The sequence below is a fragment of the Paenibacillus sp. S33 genome, assembly GCF_053615415.1.
Map to the genome: position 1 here is coordinate 637,075 of NZ_JBSIEZ010000001.1, position 18,852 is coordinate 655,926.

Annotated in this window: 19 protein-coding genes; all 19 read left to right on the forward strand. The window is 44.3% G+C overall.

Annotated elements, in window-relative coordinates; all coding sequences use genetic code 11:
• Window positions 1-102: 102 nt before the first annotated feature.
• The 19 genes from ACWGXJ_RS02995 to ACWGXJ_RS03085 all read left to right on the forward strand — a co-directional run bounded on the left by ACWGXJ_RS02995 (window position 103) and on the right by ACWGXJ_RS03085 (window position 18,823).
• Window positions 103-306, forward strand: coding sequence for a hypothetical protein (locus ACWGXJ_RS02995; RefSeq protein ID WP_452566143.1), 204 nt, complete (start codon window positions 103-105; stop codon window positions 304-306).
• Between the two features lie 78 nt (window positions 307-384).
• A complete protein-coding gene (locus ACWGXJ_RS03000; protein ID WP_452566144.1) occupies window positions 385-657 on the forward strand; it encodes a hypothetical protein in 273 nt (90 codons plus the stop codon).
• A 14-nt stretch (window positions 658-671) separates the two neighbouring features.
• Complete coding sequence (locus tag ACWGXJ_RS03005) at window positions 672-1,199, forward strand: terminase small subunit (protein ID WP_452566145.1); 528 nt, start codon at window positions 672-674, stop codon at window positions 1,197-1,199.
• Entirely contained in the window at window positions 1,153-2,643 is a 1,491-nt protein-coding gene (gene terL / locus ACWGXJ_RS03010) for a phage terminase large subunit (RefSeq protein ID WP_452567858.1), read from the forward strand. Before ACWGXJ_RS03005 ends, terL begins: the two co-directional genes overlap by 47 nt.
• A gap of 36 nt (window positions 2,644-2,679) precedes the next feature.
• A complete protein-coding gene (locus ACWGXJ_RS03015) occupies window positions 2,680-2,949 on the forward strand; it encodes a hypothetical protein (protein WP_452566146.1) in 270 nt (89 codons plus the stop codon).
• 100 nt (window positions 2,950-3,049) lie between these two features.
• Window positions 3,050-3,328 carry a hypothetical protein gene (locus tag ACWGXJ_RS03020; protein WP_452566147.1) on the forward strand — a complete coding sequence of 93 codons (279 nt, stop codon included), beginning with the start codon at window positions 3,050-3,052 and terminating at the stop codon, window positions 3,326-3,328.
• Window positions 3,321-3,521, forward strand: a complete 201-nt coding sequence (locus ACWGXJ_RS03025) for a hypothetical protein (RefSeq protein WP_452566148.1) — start codon at window positions 3,321-3,323, stop codon at window positions 3,519-3,521. The genes ACWGXJ_RS03020 and ACWGXJ_RS03025 overlap by 8 nt, the downstream gene beginning before the upstream one ends.
• A gap of 2 nt (window positions 3,522-3,523) precedes the next feature.
• Window positions 3,524-5,278 carry a portal protein gene (locus ACWGXJ_RS03030; protein WP_452566149.1) on the forward strand — a complete coding sequence of 585 codons (1,755 nt, stop codon included), beginning with the start codon at window positions 3,524-3,526 and terminating at the stop codon, window positions 5,276-5,278.
• A gap of 78 nt (window positions 5,279-5,356) precedes the next feature.
• The gene (locus ACWGXJ_RS03035; RefSeq protein WP_452566150.1) at window positions 5,357-6,154 is read left to right on the forward strand and encodes a hypothetical protein; all 798 of its coding nucleotides are present in this window, start codon (window positions 5,357-5,359) and stop codon (window positions 6,152-6,154) included.
• Between the two features lie 14 nt (window positions 6,155-6,168).
• Window positions 6,169-7,143 (forward strand): N4-gp56 family major capsid protein, encoded by a 975-nt coding sequence (locus tag ACWGXJ_RS03040; RefSeq protein ID WP_452566151.1) that lies wholly within the window; start codon window positions 6,169-6,171, stop codon window positions 7,141-7,143.
• A gap of 44 nt (window positions 7,144-7,187) precedes the next feature.
• Window positions 7,188-7,517, forward strand: a complete 330-nt coding sequence (locus tag ACWGXJ_RS03045; protein WP_069010885.1) for a hypothetical protein — start codon at window positions 7,188-7,190, stop codon at window positions 7,515-7,517.
• A 46-nt stretch (window positions 7,518-7,563) separates the two neighbouring features.
• Window positions 7,564-8,148 carry a phage adaptor protein gene (locus tag ACWGXJ_RS03050; RefSeq protein WP_452566152.1) on the forward strand — a complete coding sequence of 195 codons (585 nt, stop codon included), beginning with the start codon at window positions 7,564-7,566 and terminating at the stop codon, window positions 8,146-8,148.
• On the forward strand, window positions 8,145-9,755 hold the full coding sequence (locus tag ACWGXJ_RS03055; RefSeq protein WP_452566153.1) for a right-handed parallel beta-helix repeat-containing protein: 1,611 nt from the start codon (window positions 8,145-8,147) through the stop codon (window positions 9,753-9,755). Before ACWGXJ_RS03050 ends, ACWGXJ_RS03055 begins: the two co-directional genes overlap by 4 nt.
• Window positions 9,756-9,766: 11 nt before the next feature.
• Complete coding sequence (locus tag ACWGXJ_RS03060; RefSeq protein ID WP_452566154.1) at window positions 9,767-11,161, forward strand: hypothetical protein; 1,395 nt, start codon at window positions 9,767-9,769, stop codon at window positions 11,159-11,161.
• Entirely contained in the window at window positions 11,154-11,906 is a 753-nt protein-coding gene (locus ACWGXJ_RS03065) for a hypothetical protein (RefSeq protein WP_452566155.1), read from the forward strand. Before ACWGXJ_RS03060 ends, ACWGXJ_RS03065 begins: the two co-directional genes overlap by 8 nt.
• A 66-nt stretch (window positions 11,907-11,972) precedes the next feature.
• Complete coding sequence (locus ACWGXJ_RS03070; protein WP_452566156.1) at window positions 11,973-12,587, forward strand: 2,' 3'-cyclic nucleotide 2'-phosphodiesterase; 615 nt, start codon at window positions 11,973-11,975, stop codon at window positions 12,585-12,587.
• A gap of 54 nt (window positions 12,588-12,641) precedes the next feature.
• Window positions 12,642-14,105, forward strand: coding sequence for a hypothetical protein (locus ACWGXJ_RS03075; RefSeq protein ID WP_452566157.1), 1,464 nt, complete (start codon window positions 12,642-12,644; stop codon window positions 14,103-14,105).
• 29 nt (window positions 14,106-14,134) lie between these two features.
• Complete coding sequence (locus tag ACWGXJ_RS03080; protein WP_452566158.1) at window positions 14,135-14,515, forward strand: glucosaminidase domain-containing protein; 381 nt, start codon at window positions 14,135-14,137, stop codon at window positions 14,513-14,515.
• A 12-nt stretch (window positions 14,516-14,527) separates the two neighbouring features.
• On the forward strand, window positions 14,528-18,823 hold the full coding sequence (locus ACWGXJ_RS03085) for a hypothetical protein (protein ID WP_452566159.1): 4,296 nt from the start codon (window positions 14,528-14,530) through the stop codon (window positions 18,821-18,823).
• Window positions 18,824-18,852 lie beyond the last annotated feature (29 nt).

The following is an 18,852-nucleotide window of genomic DNA, read 5'->3' on the forward strand; positions in this document are numbered from 1 at the left end:
TGTGCTGCTCTTTTTGTTTTTTCCGAAGGCCATCGAGTCGACCGCAATACTTAGCGAAGCGGAGGCCGTATAGAGGGGTTTCATATAAGGAGGGATATAACAATGAAACTACATCCAGACGGAACCGTAGAAGGTTCACCACAAGAGATATTGGAGTACAAAAGATTGCAAATGCCCACGGTGCCAAAACGAGCAGAGGGTATACAGTCGCCACTAATGCCCAATCCTTTGCATCCAGCAATAACGTGTGATTCTACAACATCAGGTATTTATGTGAGCAAACAACCATCACAAGCCAAGTTTTAAATTAGCATCCCGTAATCTAAACCCGAAACACCGAGGGGTGACGGTAAAGTAAGGTACACGGGAGAGAGGGAGTAAGCAATGTTTAATCCAAAAGTATGGAATGAAGACGACAAAATAATGTGCACGATGGACCCGTTGTATGATTTTCCGTTTGATCACAATACCGTTTGGTTAGACATCGGTAAGATACTTAAAATTGAACAACACGGAAATACGGTTTATGTAAAAGGTGAATTGGAGAATGGCATCTTGGTAAACGTAGGCTTCGATACAATGGAATGCTTACGAGAATACTCGCACAAAATTCCTACATGGATGAAAGAAGATTTTAACCGCTTCTTGAAGGAGTAGAGAGGAGGTAACACATGGCAGAGGATAAACATCCAGGTGGTAGGCCGCTTAAGTTCGAGTCCGCTGAAGAGCTTCAAGCTAAGATAGATAGCTACTTTGAGTCATGCTATGAAGAAGTGTGGACACGCGAAGTAGATGGAGAAGGAAAAGAAACGTGGACACCGTCGCTAGATCGACATGGAAACGTGGAGAAGCATTTGGTAAAACCTTTCACAATATCTGGCTTAGCAGTTCACTTGGAAACAGACCGTAAAACGTTGTTGAACTACGAAGATAGGGAAGAGTTTTTCCTCACGGTAAAAAGAGCAAAGGCCCGTATTGAAAATTTCACCGAGGAAACATTGCTTACCACAAAGAATCCAGCAGGCGTTATCTTCAACCTCAAAAACAATTACGGCTGGCAAGATAAACAGGATGTTGGCTTATCCGGTGGACTCAACAACACGAATCAGGACTTAAGCAGCCTGACCGCAGAAGAACGGAGGGCGAGAATTGATGAGCTTAACCGCCGCCGAGGAAATGGAGCTTCTACAACTGCTTGAGGTTGAGGAAAAGGAGTCAGCCAAGAGCAACTACTATGATTACGTTAAATATGCACATGGTGGGTTATACAAGGACAGCCGTCATGGTGAGTTTATCTGTGAAATAATCCAGGATGCAATAGAACGTAAGAAAGCTATGGTAGAGGGCAAGATTCCTATGGAGAATCAATACCTAGGCTTCTCTATTCCGCCGCGTCATGGCAAGTCTATGACGATAACGGAGACATTGCCTAGTTACTATTTGGGACATTTTCCAAATGATCGGATCATCGAGGGATCATACAACACCACGTTCGCGTCTAAGTTTGGCAAGAAGAATCTACAGAAGATGAAATTACTTGGTGAAGATATGTTCTCGCTTAAGATCAGTCCGACATCTAAGTCATCATCTGACTGGGATATAGACGGAACGCGAGGTGGTATGATCTCACGTGGTATTCTCGCTGGTGTAACTGGTGAGGGCGCGGATCTTATGATTATCGACGATCCGATCAAAAACCGTGAAGAAGCAGATTCGCAAGTGTACCGGGATAAGATGTGGGACGAATGGGTTGACTCATTCTCTACTCGTCTACATCCGGGTGCTATTTGTATTTTTATCATGACTCGTTGGCATGAGGATGATTTGATTGGGAGATTGCAGAATCCCGAGTATGGTGAGCCGCTACCCATGACAATGATTAACCTGCCACTTGAAGCTGAGGAAGGCGATCTATTAGGCCGTGATCCTGGTGATCCATTATGGCCTGAGAGATATAGCTATGACTTCATCGAAACGCGTAAAAAGTATCCATCCTCATTTAATGCGTTGTATCAAGGCAGGCCAACCAGCCAAGAGGGTAACTTACTTAAACGGCAATGGTGGCAATATTACGATGTGTTACCGCCAATGGCGTCCAAGCTTATCAGTATAGATGCAGCGTTTAAGGACAACGACGACAGCGACTATGTTGTTATACAGGTGTGGGGCAAGAGTAGGGCTAACATGTACCTAATTGACCAAGTGAGAGCGCGTATGAACTTTATGGCTACGATTCAGACGATAAGGAACGTCCATCAAAAGCATCCTGATGCTGCTTGGAAACTGATAGAGGACAAAGCCAATGGTTCGGCTATTATATCCACTTTACACAGCGAAATAGGCGGTATCATACCAGTTAATCCAGAGGGTGGTAAGGTAGCCAGGGTTAATGCAGTATCTGCTTATATCGAGAGTGGTAACGTGTTTATCCCACGCGGAGTTGAATGGATACATGACTTTGTGGAAGAAGCAGCAAGCTTCCCGAATGGCAAACATGATGATCAGGTGGATGCTATGTCACAGGCACTACACAGGTTTATATACTTTAGCGGAACATTACCAGAAGCGTCAGCACCACCAACGCCATTCCCGTTCCGTAGTGATGATGATATGAATACAACTGATAGTTACTTATCGTGGTAGATAATGTTAATATAAGGAAAAGGGAGTGGTGAGTAAATGTCGAAAACTTACGGGAATTACGTTGTAGTTGATGGTGAATTAGATATTATTGATGAAAAGGTCATTGAAGAAACGAAAGAGTTACTTTTGGAACAAGCTGAAGAATCCATGCGAGAAATAGGTGTTGAAATAGACAAAGATCGTGTGGAATGGGTGATCAGGCAAGCTTATAAAAGCTCTTTCGGACCAGTGCCTGAGAAACTGACAGAAGATTCTGAACCGGTTATAACTATAGGTTGGACATATATTGTGGACGAAACCGAGTAAATCACAGACAACCACACACACATTTAATAAAGCCTTTCCTACAAAGTGTAGGGTGGGCTTTTTTTGATACTAAAACGATAGCAGGAGGTGACTACTTAGGATGGTAGAGTGGCCGGAAGAATATAAAAAGTGGGTTCATGAAAAATATGATAAAGAATTTTTAGCGTGGGCCAGAGTGCAACCGTTGGATGATGTAGAAATTGAAGAATGCAAAGAACTAATTTTTGAGAACGCAAAAGAATCCTTGGGAAAACAAGGTATAGATATATCAAAAATAAAACTAGAGTGGGTGTTTATCCCATCCCTATATAACCTTGCAGACCCGTTAGACCAGAGTTTAATGGTATGCCTAAAGCAGGAGGTGCCATCAAATGGATGAAGCTATCAAACTGGGCGACCTACTCAAGCTACCTGACTTGGAGGAAGAGACAAAGCAGCTAATTAATGCCAAGCTACGTGAGTTGATAGGTGAGGTAAAGCCGCCTGTACCGCTCACACCAGCGCAACAACAAGAGGTGCAGAGCCTTATGTCTGAATACCTTTACGGCCTGCCTAAGAAAGAAGGTGAATAAGCATGCAGCAGACGGTTGATAAGCTGGCTGGAGAACTGGAGAAGCAATATAAAGATGGCCTGTCCTATTTCCGTAGGATGGGCTTTCTTGATAAATGGCCTAAATATGAGCGATTCAAAGCGTCCGACCAGTGGCCTGCTGCTACACAGAGGACCAAGCATTTGCCCCGTCCAGTATTCAACGTCATTAAGATGATTGAGACGCATAAGGTTGCAAACGTGATGTCTGAGCAGATCAAAATGATCTTCTCTCTCGAAGAGGTCGACGATCAGCAGCCGGAACAAGAAGACGACCCAGGTGAACTATTTAGTCGTAATAGTGAGGCTACATGGGAGCGTATCAAGCAGGATGAGCTTAACGAAGAAGCGCTAGACACAGCAGCCAACACAGGCACAGCCATCTGGCATTACTACTGGGACAACAGCATTAAGGGTGGCAACAAGTACCCATACATTGGAGAGATGGAGGGTGAAACTCTTGATCCGATTAATGTTTTCTTTGGTAACGAGCAACAAAGAAATGTCCAGAAGCAGCCTTTCATTATTATTTCCAGTCGCGAACCAGTCGAAAGTGTACGGGATTATGCAAGAGCCAACGGAATATCAACAGCCATGGCGAAGCAGATCAAACCGGACAAGGAAACTCAGGATCAAGGGTATGACATGGCAAAGGTGGAGCTTAACGACAGTAATAAAGTAACAGTGCTCACGCGATACTGGAAAGGCAACGGGAAAGTGATGTTTGCGAAGGTGGCTTCTGGTATCACCATCAAGAAGCCGACGGATACCAAATTAACTCTGTACCCCATCGCTGTTATGCAATGGGATAGACGAAAGAAGTCTATACGTGGCATAGGAGACACCGAGGGGCTTATCCCTAACCAGAAGGCTATCAATACATTAGTAGCCATGCAGATACTGTCTGTGCAGCTTACAGGCTGGCCTAAGCTGGTGTACAAGTCAGGTGCTATCAACCCGAGCAAAGTAACCAATGCACCGGGTGAGATGATAGAGGACAATTCTCCTCCTGGTAATGGTGGAGTTAGTTACCTTAATCCAGGGCCAATAAGCGCAAATGCTGCCAACTTGGTCGAATCTATCATGGCTTTCACTCGGCAAATGACCGGAGCAGACGAGGCAGCGACTGGATCAGCACCCAGCGCAGACCTTAACGCTACGGCTATTATGTTGCTACAAAAGGCTGCTGCAATCCCAATTGAGTCTATCAAGCGCCGTTTTTACCGGGCTATAGAGGACATTGGACGTATTTGGGAGGACTTTTGGAAGGTCAAGTACAATCTGCCGCGCCAGGTTCTCCTGAAAGACGATGAAGGCGATGATTACGCCACTATGTTCAATGGATCGCAGTATCATAATGTGGGATTCACGCTTAAAATCGACGTTGGCCCATCATCCACATACAGTGAGTCCTTGGTAGTGTCAGGCCTTGAGAACGCGCTTGGTGCTGGTCACATCACATACGAGCAGTATTTGAAGTATATGCCTAAGAACACAGTACCTTACCGTGACCGTCTCATGAAGGAAATGGACGAGAAGAAAGGTATTATCGGCATGATGGAACAGATTGTCGAGCAAATGTCACCGGAGGAACGAGCGCAGTTCGATACCCTAACGCCAGAACAACAGGTTATGACGCTGCTTAATGTGGTTGCTCCACAACAGCCAGCACCAGAACAAACGATGGGACAAGCGCCACAAGCTTTACCAATGCAACAACCAGTGCCAATAGGCATGTAATACGGGCTTCTGCTGAGACTGCGGGGGCCCTTTCTATATACAATTTTGCTCCTACCATAGAGCAAGGAGGATTCAACCATGTACGAAGAACCGAACGCCAACCATAGCGAAGAGGAAGTAATTGAAACTGCTGCCGATCAGGTAGTAGACGAGCAAGATAACACACAAACAGAAGGGCAAGAATCCCCACCACAGGAAGAGCCCAAAGGAATAAAGGTCAAGTACAACAAGGAAGAACGCTTTGTGCCAGAGGATGAGGTACCGAATTGGGTCCAAAAGGGACTGAATTACGATAAGGTGTCCGAAAAAGCCCAGCAAGCCGAGCGTTATCAGGAAATGCTTGATCGCACAGCTAAGTATTACGGATTTGATAACCACGATGATTACATGGCAGCGCTGGAACAGGCGGAGATGGACAAACGCATACAGCAAGAGGCTGAGCAGTTGGGCGTAGACGAGGAAGTTATTCGCAATCACCTGCAACCTCTCAACCAGAAGGTTAGTGAGTATGAAAAGCAACTCAATGAGCTTCGAGAAGCTGATGCATTGCGTCAAGTAGAGGCTCAGATAGCGGCTATGGAAAAGGACGACACGCAATATCCTGACTTTGGCAAGTACAAAAACGATGTTATTAACCTCGCTGCTACTAATGGGTATCCGCTGGATGTCGCTTATAAGCTCTTTACATATGACGAGCGAGTGAACACAGCTAAAACCCAAGCAGAGCAAGAGGCGATACGAAAACTACAACAAAACGCGGACAGCTCCACAGGCTCTCTCGGTGCCGATGCGCCAGATCAAAAGGGTGGATACCTCGGTATGACTCCGGCTGAGCGTAAAGCATTTAGAGACAGCAGGCGTGGACGCGTAAACTAAGGAGATGACCAAACATGGCAACACAAGTACAAGGTTATAACGCAACAACCGGAGTTAACGCATTAACGGCAGAACAAGCGGAGTTTTACCAAGATGAGTTGCTTGAACGCTTAATCCCAGAACTACAATGGACAAAATTCGGTGATAAAAACAAGAACATTCCTAAGCGCAAGGGTGCGACTACAAGTTTCCGTCGTCTTAATTCGCTTGCGGTTAATACAACAGCATTGACTGAGGGTGTGACTCCTGATGGCGTTAACCTCGACATTGTGAAGATCACCGCAACTATTCAAGAATACGGTTCCTGGACTAAAATCTCTGATTTCATTGATATGACAGGACTTGATCCACTACTGCAAGAAACATCTGGCCTGATGGGCGAGAATGCTGGGGAATCCATTGACACAATCGTCCGTGACGTGGTGGCTGCTGGAACGAACGTATTCTATGCAAATGGCAAGGCATCGCGCAGCACACTGCTACCTGCCGATAAGATCACTGCATTGGATATATTGAAAGTACGTCGTACCATGAAGCGTAACAAGGTTAAGCCTATCCGCTTGCCTAATGGTGGCACTGGTTACGTTGCTTTGGTTCATCCAGACGTAGCGCTCGATATCATGCAGACGCAAGAATGGAAAGATCAAAACACCTACGTTGACACCAAGAATCGCGAGGAAGGCATGCTGGGCAAGATGTACGGCATCTACTTCATGGAGGTAGACAACGGTGTTAAATACGCTTCGGGTTCTGCTGGTGCTCCAGCTGCCAATGACGCATACGCTACTATCTTCCTCGGCCGCGGTGCTTATGGCCTGCCGGATATCGAAGGATCTATGAAACCTGAAATTATCGTTCACCCAGCTGGGAGCGGCGGTGTAGCTGACCCACTGAATCAGTTCAACACCGTAGCTTGGAAATGTGCTTTTGCTGCTGTACGACTGCAAGAACTGGCTATCGTACGGTACGAATCTGGCGCAACAGTTTAATACACGGAGCCTTCGGGCTCCTTTTAATTTGAGGAGGAAACAACATGGCAACGAAAGATACTGAGAAAACACCGGAACAGATTCAATTGGAAGAGAAGGATATGGAGCGACAGGCAGCTGCAGCTGAAAAAAGTGTGTTGGAACAACTGAAAGCAATGCCAAAAGTGAAAATTATGATCCCTGATGATCCAGCTAATCCCAATGATAAGGTAGTTCCTATCGGATTTAATGGCGTAATTTACACAGTGCCGCGCGGCAAGTCAGTTGAAGTACCGGAAGCCATTGCAGAGATCTATCAATACAGCTACGAAATGACCCGTGAGGTTAATCAACGTATTGAGAACAGCACCAAAACTGAAATAAAAGGTATGTAACAAAGCCCCGATTGGGGCTCTTTTGTCTATTGAGGGGTGATACAGCGTGACATTACAAGAAATGCTGGACGAAATCGCAGAGAAATACCCACATGGCCTGTCCAATGACAGCGTAATCCGCAAGATAAACGTGATACAAAACGAACTGTTTCGTACAACATTTCGCATCAATACGATGTGGCAAATGGACATATTGAAGGATGTATTTGCCTATCCTTTACCCTGCGCTCGAACTAATGTTATTGATGTGCTTGTGAATGATATGGAGTACATGTATCAGGATGTGAAGAAAGGCGCTAATACACCATTCTACTACTTCACCGATGGTGGAGAGTTGGGCATATATCCTACACCTATTGAGGACATAGATGGTGGTTTGACTATATTTTATAACCGGGAACCACAGCAATTAACAGCAGGCAACACATCCGTAGAACCTGAGTTGGATAGAGACTTCCACATGCTTCTTGTGTATGGCGCACTGGTGCAAATTGCCGAGAATTTTAATGATGTAGCGATGGTAAATAACTACACTGCTAAGTACAACGGCCTGATTACCGAGTTTGAAAAGGCTAACGATGAAACACCGGATTACCCTGTTATTGAAGATGTCATGGGGGTGTGGTCATGAGCCAAGCATCACAGCTAATTGCGAGTCAGTACCGAAATGCTGAGGTCAATAAGCGTATGTGGGGCGATGCGTTCTACTACGTAAAAGTATTTGGAGCAGTTGGTAACGGAACAACTGATGATACAGCCGCGATTCAATTAGCTATAGACAGCGCTTCTTTGCTGGGTGGAGGAAATGTTTACTTTACTCCTGGGGTTTACTTGTGCGGCCCTTTAACATTAAGGGATAACGTTCGGCTCATGGGAAGCGGGAAAATAACAACCACTTTGAAATTCAAAGATGCTGGTAATGATCATATCCTGTCTGGCACATCCATTCAAAATGTCGGTATAACTGACCTGACCATTGAAGGTAATAAAAGCAAACAAACCGTTGGCGATAACGGGATCATGTTGCAAAGTGTCACAACAGCGCTTATCCAAGCGGTAACCATAAAAAATGTGATCGGTCACGCTGTTGCTGTTCAAGGTTCTACAAACATTGAGATTGATATGAATGAGTTTGCCAATAACAATGGTAACGGAATGATGTTTTCCGATACAAAGATGTTGGATATAACTTCAAACAGCATACACAATAACAGTCAACGCGGTATCAGTAGTTATGGGACAATACAGAACGGATCAGAATACATTACTATTTCCGAAAATGAAATTTACGAAAATACACTGGATGGTATTCGTTTGGAATACGTCTCTACCACAGTTAATGCCTGTCGTTACGTTACTATTGACGGTAATATTGTACGGAATAATGTGTCTCACGGCATTACAGTACGTGCAGAAAGTACCATGATCACTAATAATCAGGTCATAGAGAATGGTACGACATCATCTGAACAGGGGATTGTTGTTCAAGCGCTCAATTCAGTAATTGACGGTAACATGGTTATTAGTAATTCTGGTGTTGGTATAGACATGGGCAACTGCGCGAGATGTGTAGTGACCGATAACCTGGTCACGTTCAGCGGGCTATTAGGAATTGAAATAAATTCTACTGTCCATACAACTGTTGTAGGTAACACGGTAATGTTGAACAACAAAACCAACTATGGAATGACCGTAACCGCTGGTATTATGGTCCATTTGGGAGATCCATTTGTCACAGCGGACGGATTCTCTGAAAATATAGTAATTGCAAATAACCGTATTGAGAATGGGAACAATCAAAAGTATGGAGTTTATGTATCTGCTGACAGCAAGTACGTAAAAATAACCGGCAATGTATGTAAGGGTAGTGGCTCGGTAACAGATATCTATTGCCTATCTAACCTTATAAGTGTCGATGGTAATGTTACAGGAGCTTCGCCGCCGGATGTTATCTCGATATCATCTACTTATGATATGCAAATACCTGTTCACGTCGAAATATTTAAAATAACTGGCAACACAACAATGAATTCTCTTAAGTTAGACGGCAATATACTACCATTTGGAAAAAGAGTTACCATAATATTCACGGGGGCTATGATCGTACAAAATAAGAGTGTTGCAAATGGAAATATATCATTACAAGGTTCTGTAAATTTACAGTCTACAACAGACACAGTCCTCGAATTACTTTGCACTGGTACTGGATGGGTTGAAACATCCCGAAGCATCAAGTAAGGAGGTTGATTATGCAAGCTTGGACTAACATACCTCAAAAGACAAAGCAGGCTGTGGTTAATCTAGCTGGTGGGGTAAACCAAGCCGTTGAGCCTATAGAAATCAATGACTCTCAATGTTTGTCTGTGGTAAATATGGATTCAGCGGTGTACCCCACTGTACAGGTTGTCGATGGGTACACCTCATACTTGCAGCATGAAGGATTAATAAATAAAATTTTCAGGTTTAAGGGAGAATGGTATAGCGGTAATTCGCGCGGGTTGTACAAGCTTTCCCCCTCCTTGGTGTGGACGCCGATCTATTCGTATTCCGACTCTAACGATGATCGTCTGTGGGATGTATCAATGTTTTTTGATGGAAGCAAGCTCTATTTTCTCGACGGTAGTCTTCAGCTTCAACAATATGATGGCACGACATTATCCCCAGTCTCGGGCGCCCCGTCTGGAAGTGCATTCATGACCACTCACTCCAATAGGTTCTTTTTAGCCGGAAAGGGTGATAACCTTTTATCATTTTCAGGGCTACGGGATGCTAACGATTGGAGTAGCACGGATAAGTATGTGGGCACGGGGAAGATCACTGTGGAAACGTCCGATGGAGAGAAGCCAAGCGGCCTGACCGCTTTCTCCAATCACGTCATATTGTTCAAGCGCAACACTATGCATAAATTATTTGGCGAGGACTCCACTAATTTCAATATGACGCAACCTTACGGCGTGGGGTGCGTGTCAGACCGTTCTATTGTGCCTACAAGGGATTCTCTTTTCTGGCTTGGCCCTGACGGTTTCTACGACTACATGGGAGGCGCTGCACCTACGAAGATCAGTGATCCGATAAAAAATTACATCGCCCAAATAAATATGACATACGCCCATCGCTGTGTGGCTGGCACAGATGGGCGTTTTGTTTATCTATCGCTGGTGACTGGCACGGCAACACAGCCTAATGTCACATTGAAATACGACATACAAGGTGGTCGTTGGTGGCCTGTTAGCTTCGTGGCAACGTCTTATTTCCTTGACGGTCAAACGTTGTACTTCGGTACGGCAGACGGCAAGATCATGAAGGTGGGCGGCAATGACTTTGCAGGATCAGCGATCAACTGGTCCATTGAAACCAAACCATTTTCAGAAGACGATGAGACGGTCAGAAAGACCATTAACCGCCTGTTTATCGTAGCTGACATAGAGTCCGGCTCTACTCTCAATGTTGCCTATACTGGCGGTACGGAAGGCGGTACGTGGAATCAGGTATATACGACCAGCAATGGTACAGGTGCAATCCAAAGTATCCGCATCCCGGTTATTGTTCGTACGCCTGAAACATGGTACCGATTGAAGTTGTCCGGTACTGGGAAAGCGAAGATACATCGTATTATAAGAGAGGTGAGCAAGCGCAATGGCTAATGTTATATTACCTACGGTTAACCCAAGTTTAGGTGATATCAGCCAGTCCAATGTAGATCAATTACGTTCACTGGTGAAGCAGCTTCATAATGCCGCTGTTCAGCAGACAGAGGAATTGTTATATTTGCTCAATAATCTTGATACCCGGAATATCAATGAGATTGATGGGGACATCCTTGTTACAGGTACAATTACAGCGGCTAAAATGAACGTTCAAAAGTTGTCTGCTATTGCTGCAGACCTCGGAACAATAACGGCCGGAGTGATTGATTCGGTTGAAATATACGGATCATACATTGCAACCAGCCGTGACCAGTTCCCTAAAGTGGAAATGTCTCCAGAAGGATTCAAGGCATACGGCCCACAAGGTGGAGAATCCATGTCACTTGGTCAAGCCGACGACGGCGGGGCGCTACTATTTATGGATAACGGTTCTCCACGCGGTTCGATCTATGGTGATGCAGAGGGACTCCATGTAGGCAATATGGCGAGTGTTCATATTAAATCTACTGATGATAAGACTTATCTGGATGGTGCAGTTAGTTTTGAAAATGCAACGGAAGTAAGTGGGCTGCGGATTTGGAATGTCCAGGATTTGCAACAGCAATTGGGTGAAATTAATGGAAATATTTTAAATAATATGATAATTAACGCCACTTTCGATAACAGTACTCGTCATTTAAAACTCTATAGTGAAACTAGGACTGTTGCCACAGTTTTTATTCCTGCAAGTGCACCCGAATAATCTCGTTTACTCTCTCTTTGTCAAATGGTAGAATTAGGGCAAATCTACTATTCGGGGGATACAAACGTGAAAAAATGGTCTTATATACTCAGTGGAGTATTGATTGGTGCAGTTGTCGCTACGGCTGGAAATGCATTTGCAGATCAGATTAAATCTATGGTCGGACAGAAGGTGGCAGGAGAGTACAGCGTGAAGGTTAACGGTAATTCGCTGACTGAAAATGCTATTGTAGTTGATGGAAAAGCACATGTACCTTTACGTGCTGTGTCCGATTCTTTGGGGGCTGGTATAAAAGTGGATGGAAAAACAATTCAAATAGATACCCAAACAAGTTCAGAGTCTTCTGTTGAAACGAAAGAAACAAAACAAAATTCTCAGTTGGATTCAGAAAACAAACAAATTTATACTCAAAATATAGAAGCGCGGATAGCTTCTATAAAGAGCTATAAATCTTTTTGGGAAAATTCGCTTAATAGCGCTGAAGATAGTCAAGTAAAATACAATAAAAGAATAGACGAGTTAATGAATCTTCCAGCTAGCAATGATCCAATTACTCAGGAAAACAGGAAGAATTCTCTAGCCCGGGCCCAAGAGGCGATTGAAGAAAATAACAAAAAAATAGCTGAATACAAAGCAAAGATTGCTGAAATAGACGCACAGCTTGAAGCTATAAATAAATAATCACTAAGGACTCTCATATGGGGGTCCTTTTATTATGCCCAAAGGGGTGAAACTATGGCGGTCACAAAACAATTGAAGATAGGTAATGGTGGTGCCAACTATAACACGGCTGAGGCTACACTCAAGCGCCAGATTGCACAGAACCAGTCTAGTATAGCCAATAACTCTGCATACAAGCAGAACGAGACACAGCGGGCCTTACAGGTAATACAGCAACGACAGGCGGCAGGCTTGGATACATCGGCACAGCAAAAGTACCTGACTACAAACCTGGGATATAAGGCGCCTACTACTACGCAGGCACAGCCAACGTCAGTGCCATTTAAACCGGTTAACACACAAAGCGCCAACACGCAGCAAGGGTCAGAGCTGATGGGGCTAATGAAGCAGATAGCTACCAAACAGTCTACGCCGTTCAGCTATGACGTTAATAGCGATCCAGAATATCAGGCAGCGCTTAAACGTGCTCAAGCGAACATTAAGACTGGTACCAATCAAACTATGGCTGAAATGAACCGTCGCGGCATCTTGAATAGTACCATCACTTCCGATCGTTCAGACGAAATTGCGGCCGATCAAATGGGACGTGTGGAAACAGAAGTTGTTCCAGCACTGGTCAGTCAAGCCTACCAACGCTATCAAAACCAGCAAGCGCAGGAGCAACAGCAACTGGCTAACATGGGCACACTGGCACAGATGTACCAAGGTGAGGATCAGCGGGCCTTTGGTAATAAGGTAACCCAATCAGGTATAACCGGTAACTGGATGCCGGATGGCGCCCAAGCCATCGTAGACGATATCTTGGGCCTTAAGCAGCAGGCAGAGGCCAAAGGCATAACGGCCCAACAACGGGCGCAACTGAGCGCACAGGCAGACGCCAAACGCGCACAGTTATTGTCTTTGGGTGTAAATCCTAATGCATATGCAGCTAATGTAAACTCTACAGCAGCACGTGCAGTTAATCCTGGTATTCGCACTCTGCAAGCTCAACAGCAGGATCTAGCGGCACAGGGTCAAGCATTTACGCAGAACCTTCAAACAGCACAGTATAACCAAGGTGTACGTCAATATGATCAAAACTTTGCTTATCAAGTGGCACGGGATGCGATTACAGATAAACAGTGGCAGCAAGCGTTTGACCGGGATGTTAATCAGTTCGGTATGAACTATGCACTGCAAAAACTTCAAGAGACAAACAACCAAGCATACCGTCAGGCCTCATTAGCACTAGATAGGGATCGTTTAGGTTGGGATCAGGATAAGAGTATTGTGGATGCCGAGGCTAAACGAGCGCAGGAAGCGGCACAAAATATGACGCCACAGGCATTCGCCAAATCTTACATTAATCCGCTTGTAAAGAGGGATGATGAAGGTGTTGTATTAAATAAGAATGATGTAATTGCCGCTGCTGTAGCGAGTGGATATAACGAAAGCCAGATTGATGGGATCTTAGCTCAATATGGGGTAACGGATGCTGATGTTAAGACATTTCAAAAAAGTGTATCTTCGGGAAACTGATAAGCCCCGCAGCTTCGGCTAGCGGGGCCGTGTTAAATAAGCAGTTAGGTGGAGCTTTAAAGGGTTACGGTGATGTGTTTGTCCAATCAGGTAAAAAGTATGGCGTTGACCCTGCTTTATTAGCAGCCATAGCTATTCATGAGACTGGTAACGGAACAAGTAAAGCAGTAAAGAACCGTAATAATGTTGGTGGCATGATGGGGAAAAACGGTCTTATGACATTCAATAGCTTGCAGGATGGGATCGACAAAATGGCATCCAATCTGAAGCGAAATTATATTGATAAGGGCCTAACCACCATTCCGCAAATTCAACGCAAGTATGCTCCTGTAGGAGCATCAAATGATCCCAATAATCTAAACAGCAATTGGATAGATGGCGTATCACGATACTATAGGTCAATTAGATAGGAGGTGAAACGGGTGAGCAAGTATGATGAACTAAGAAAAGCAATGGGGTTGGCGCCGGCTGACCCTTCTAAAAGCAAAATTCAACAGTACCGCGAAGCCAAACTTGCACCTATAAAAACAGCTGAGCCCGTGAGCGCGGGTAAATATGACGGATTAAAAATGGACATGGGATTAATACCAGATACACGTTCAACGATTACAGATACTTTAAGAAATGAAACGAATCCTATAGCAAAAGATTTTATGGGGAATGGATTAAAAAACATTGTTAATAACGTCCAGCAAGATGCTATAAACAGAGGAAATAACCGTCTTAAACTACCTCCATCTCTGACAATTGGCCCGGGATTTATTGAGAATTCAACATTTGCTCGGGCCGCTATGGGTGATCCTAGCGCTACCAAAACATACAAACAAACTACGGGCCAGAATGTAACACCAAAAATACAGCCTATGAATGCCTATGAAAAATGGTATGCCGAAAATATTGAAAACTCACCACTTGATAACGCATTAGACTCCTTATGGTCCGCAGATAGAACTGTTTCTAAGTTCACTGCTGGTGCTTATGATACTGGCACATTTGGTGCCACACAAGGGCTTGCAAATGCGGCTGTTAACCTTACGCCAGGTGGAAAGGAAAATCTGGCGCCTATACTAAAGGAAACAACAGAAAGTACGCCGTACAAAGTGGGTGAGTTTGCTGGTTATATTCCTCCTGGTGCAGCTATCGGCAAAGGTACTGCCAAACTTTTGAGTCCACTGCTTAAAAACTCGAGCAACCTTACACGAGCAGTTGCTATCGGTTCCGCTGCGGGTGCATTGGATACCACAGCGCAAGAATTGGGAGACGTTGCTTTTCGTGATAAAACATTCGACCCAGCTAACATTGCGTTTGGTGCGGCACTTGGCGGGGGATTAGGTGCTGGTGGCGTTGCTGTAGGAAAAGGAATCAGCACTGCACTCTCTAAAATAAAAGGGAATCAGGTTGCCGACGATATATTAGCCCTTCCTCTTGGTCGGGGCGATCAACGCATGGCGCAAGCTGGACAGCGCTCTAACTTGGTGCGTGGAGACGATGCTATTGTTAATCCTACGGATTGGAAGCCTGAACCTTTAGGGCTTCCAGCAGGCCGTAATTCAACATTTATTGGGGAAGCTTCCTCTCCTGTTCAGCGTGTGGGAGCAGCTCCAGGATCAAGCCGTGAACCAATTCAACGGGTTAATGGATCTTCTATTAACCGCCAGCAAAACTTTAATATAAACGATCCTGCTGTACCTGAATTCATGCGAGTACGGCAGGCAAGAATAGATGCAGCTAACGCAAAATTAAACGCTGTTAATGAACCGCCTATTAATCGTGTTGCTGATATTACTGAAGCTCCTGGAGGATCGCGTCTTACTGATCCTCAAGCGTCAGTACCCAACCAAGCCGGCTCAGTAGAACGTGGATTCGCAAGCACTTTGCGGCAGTCTGAGAAAACACCGGCTGAGTTTGCGGAACGTCTTGATTCTACGTATCGACCTATTACAAATGTCGAGACGGTGCAGCAGGCTAACCGCAGACTCACTGAGGATGTTCGGCAAGCAACGAATTATGTTTTGGATGACTCTCGTTTTACTGCTGAAAAAGCCACAACGGCGCAACGACTCATTGACCATTATAACCAGCAGAAAAACTATGAAATGGCGGTCAATATTGCTAATAAAGTAGCAGAAGAAGCAACCAATGCCGGACAGTCTATCCAAGCACTTTCCTTGTTTGAACGATTAACGCCGGAAGGGGTTCTTGTACGTGCCCAGAAGCTTGCTAAGAACATTAATGAGAAGCTCCCTACCAATGCCGAGAAAGTAAGAATCACGGGTGATATGGCAGAGAAAATAACTGGTTTAGCCGAAACTACACAGCGCATGACAGGCGTTAAAGGACTGGCTAATGATGTTGTAGATATCTTGAAACGTGCTAAGGCTGGCGAAAAGCTGAATGATGCTGAATTGGAGCAGCTTACCCGGTTTGTGAAAGAGTCCAAACAGTTCGTGAAAGAGTCAGGACGGAAGGTTAATCCAACGCCTCCGCGTCGACCTCCTGCTATGAAGGACCAGCGTGTACGTGACAATGTAGTTAAGTTTTTGGACGCTCAAGAAGCAGCTGCTAAGGAACGACTGCGTGCACGTGGTATTCAAATTAGTTCCACTCCTTTAGATGTATGGGCTGATTACGCAGTGATCGGAGCAGCAAAAATGGGTAAAGGTGTTGTTAAATTCGCTGACTGGTCAGAGGCAATGGTGAAAGAGTTCGGTGAAGGCATTCGACCAAGCTTAGAAGGTCTATATGCGCGCTCTAAGGAAGCTTTTGAGCTATCTGCTAAGAAGGTAAGCCAGAATACCATTAGCCAAGCTGAGAAGCTAACGGAAAAGGTTATTCGTGAGAAAAATTTAACGGACAATGAGGCTGAATCCTTGTTGGTACTGGCTCGTAAAGTATCTGGTTTATCTGGAGATGCGAAGCGTATTGCTTCTCAGGATTTGCAAGTAATATTACAGTCCTTGGACAAACCTGGTTTTTGGAAAAAAGTTAGTTCCGCTCAAACTATGGCACAATTGCTTAATCCAAAGACTCAGGTGAGAAACGTGCTTGGAAATGAATTATTTTATCGTGTTGAACGATTAAATAAACTTATAGCTACACCTATTGATTGGGTTCATTCTAAAATTACTGGAAAAGAAAGATATGTTACATTTAAGACCAATAACCAGGGTCAATTTTGGAGAAGTTGGATGGAGGGAGCAAAGGCAGGTTGGAAAGGTGTTAACATAAACGGTTTACAGACACAATATGACCTATCAGGGCAGGCTTTTAAAAGCAAATACAACCCTTTAACATATCTCGAAAAGACCCTTGGGGCCTCATTGAGAGGGTTTGACAATGCAGCATATATGAGAGCGTACAATGACACTTTGGGTGAAATGGCTACATTGGATGCTAAGAATAAGGGCATTAAGCCAACACGTGAATATGTACAAGATTTTATTAACCGTGCCGACCAAAATATATTGGAGATAGCTGACCAGTACGGCAAGTATGTTACATTCCAAGATAAGAACGCAATATCAAATGCATTATCAAAATTTAAGAGAGGCCTTAACTTTCAACAAGATTTTGGGATTGGAGACTTGGTATTGAAATATCCAAATACGCCTGGTGCATTGCTTATGAGAGCTTTGGAGTATAGCCCAGCTGGATTTATGCGCAGCGCTAATATATTGATGAAAGGTCTACGTTATGGAGAGTCTAATCCTAGAGAGATGATGTTATCCTTGTCACGTGCAATCATAGGGACATTCGGTATGATGGGCATGGGATATTTCTTGATGGACAAAGGCATTATTACAGGTGAAGCTAGTAAAGATAAAGATATCAGAGCATTACAACAATCTGCTGGTCAAGGACAATATCAAGTGAATCTTTCCGCATTGCGTCGCTTCGTGGAATCTGGATTTAAGTCTGATGTTAAGTTACAAGAAGATGATCTTCTGTATACCTACGACTGGATGCAGCCTGTATCCATTGCTATATCCATGGGTGCTAATATCAATAAGAATGTCAAAGATGAGAAAGAGGCAGATGAAAGCCCTGTTCTCGGAACACTAGCAGCTGGGTATAATAGCTTTGCTGGCGGTATAAATACTTTGCAACAACAATCAGTCTTGAAAGGTCTTGCCGACGCGGCATCTGGCTACGCTGGTCAAACTGCAACTGACAAAATTGTCGACATTCTGTCTGATATACCTTCATCCTTTATTCCTACTATATTAAATCAAATTAAGCAGACACAGGATAACAACAAGCGTGAAACTTACTCGCCCAATAAAATAGAACAATCTCTTAACAAAGCACAGGCTAAGATACCTGGACTGGCACAAAAGTTGCCTAAGAAATATGACACTTTGGGGCAAGAACAAAAACATTATCAGGATCCAAGCTTGGCTAATATTTTCCTGAATCCTGGTTTCCCGTCTCGGTATACACTGTCACCTGAAGCTCAGGAGGTAGTTAACCTGATTACTGAGACAGAGGACGAAACATTGGCACCTCGCGTCCCAGGCAAAACCCTTAAAGGCAATAAACTCACAGGTGAGCAGTTTAGCCGCTTATCTCAAGTACAGGGTGAAGAGACAGCACGCAGAATCAGGAAACTTAGTGGTACAACAGAGCAGAAGGCAAATAAAATGGAAAAGTCGCTTAAAAAGGCGAGTGAAAAAGCACGTAAGCAGATTATGCAAGAATTCAATTTATCTGCTAAATAACCGTTTCTATATTGGAAACGAGTGGTAAT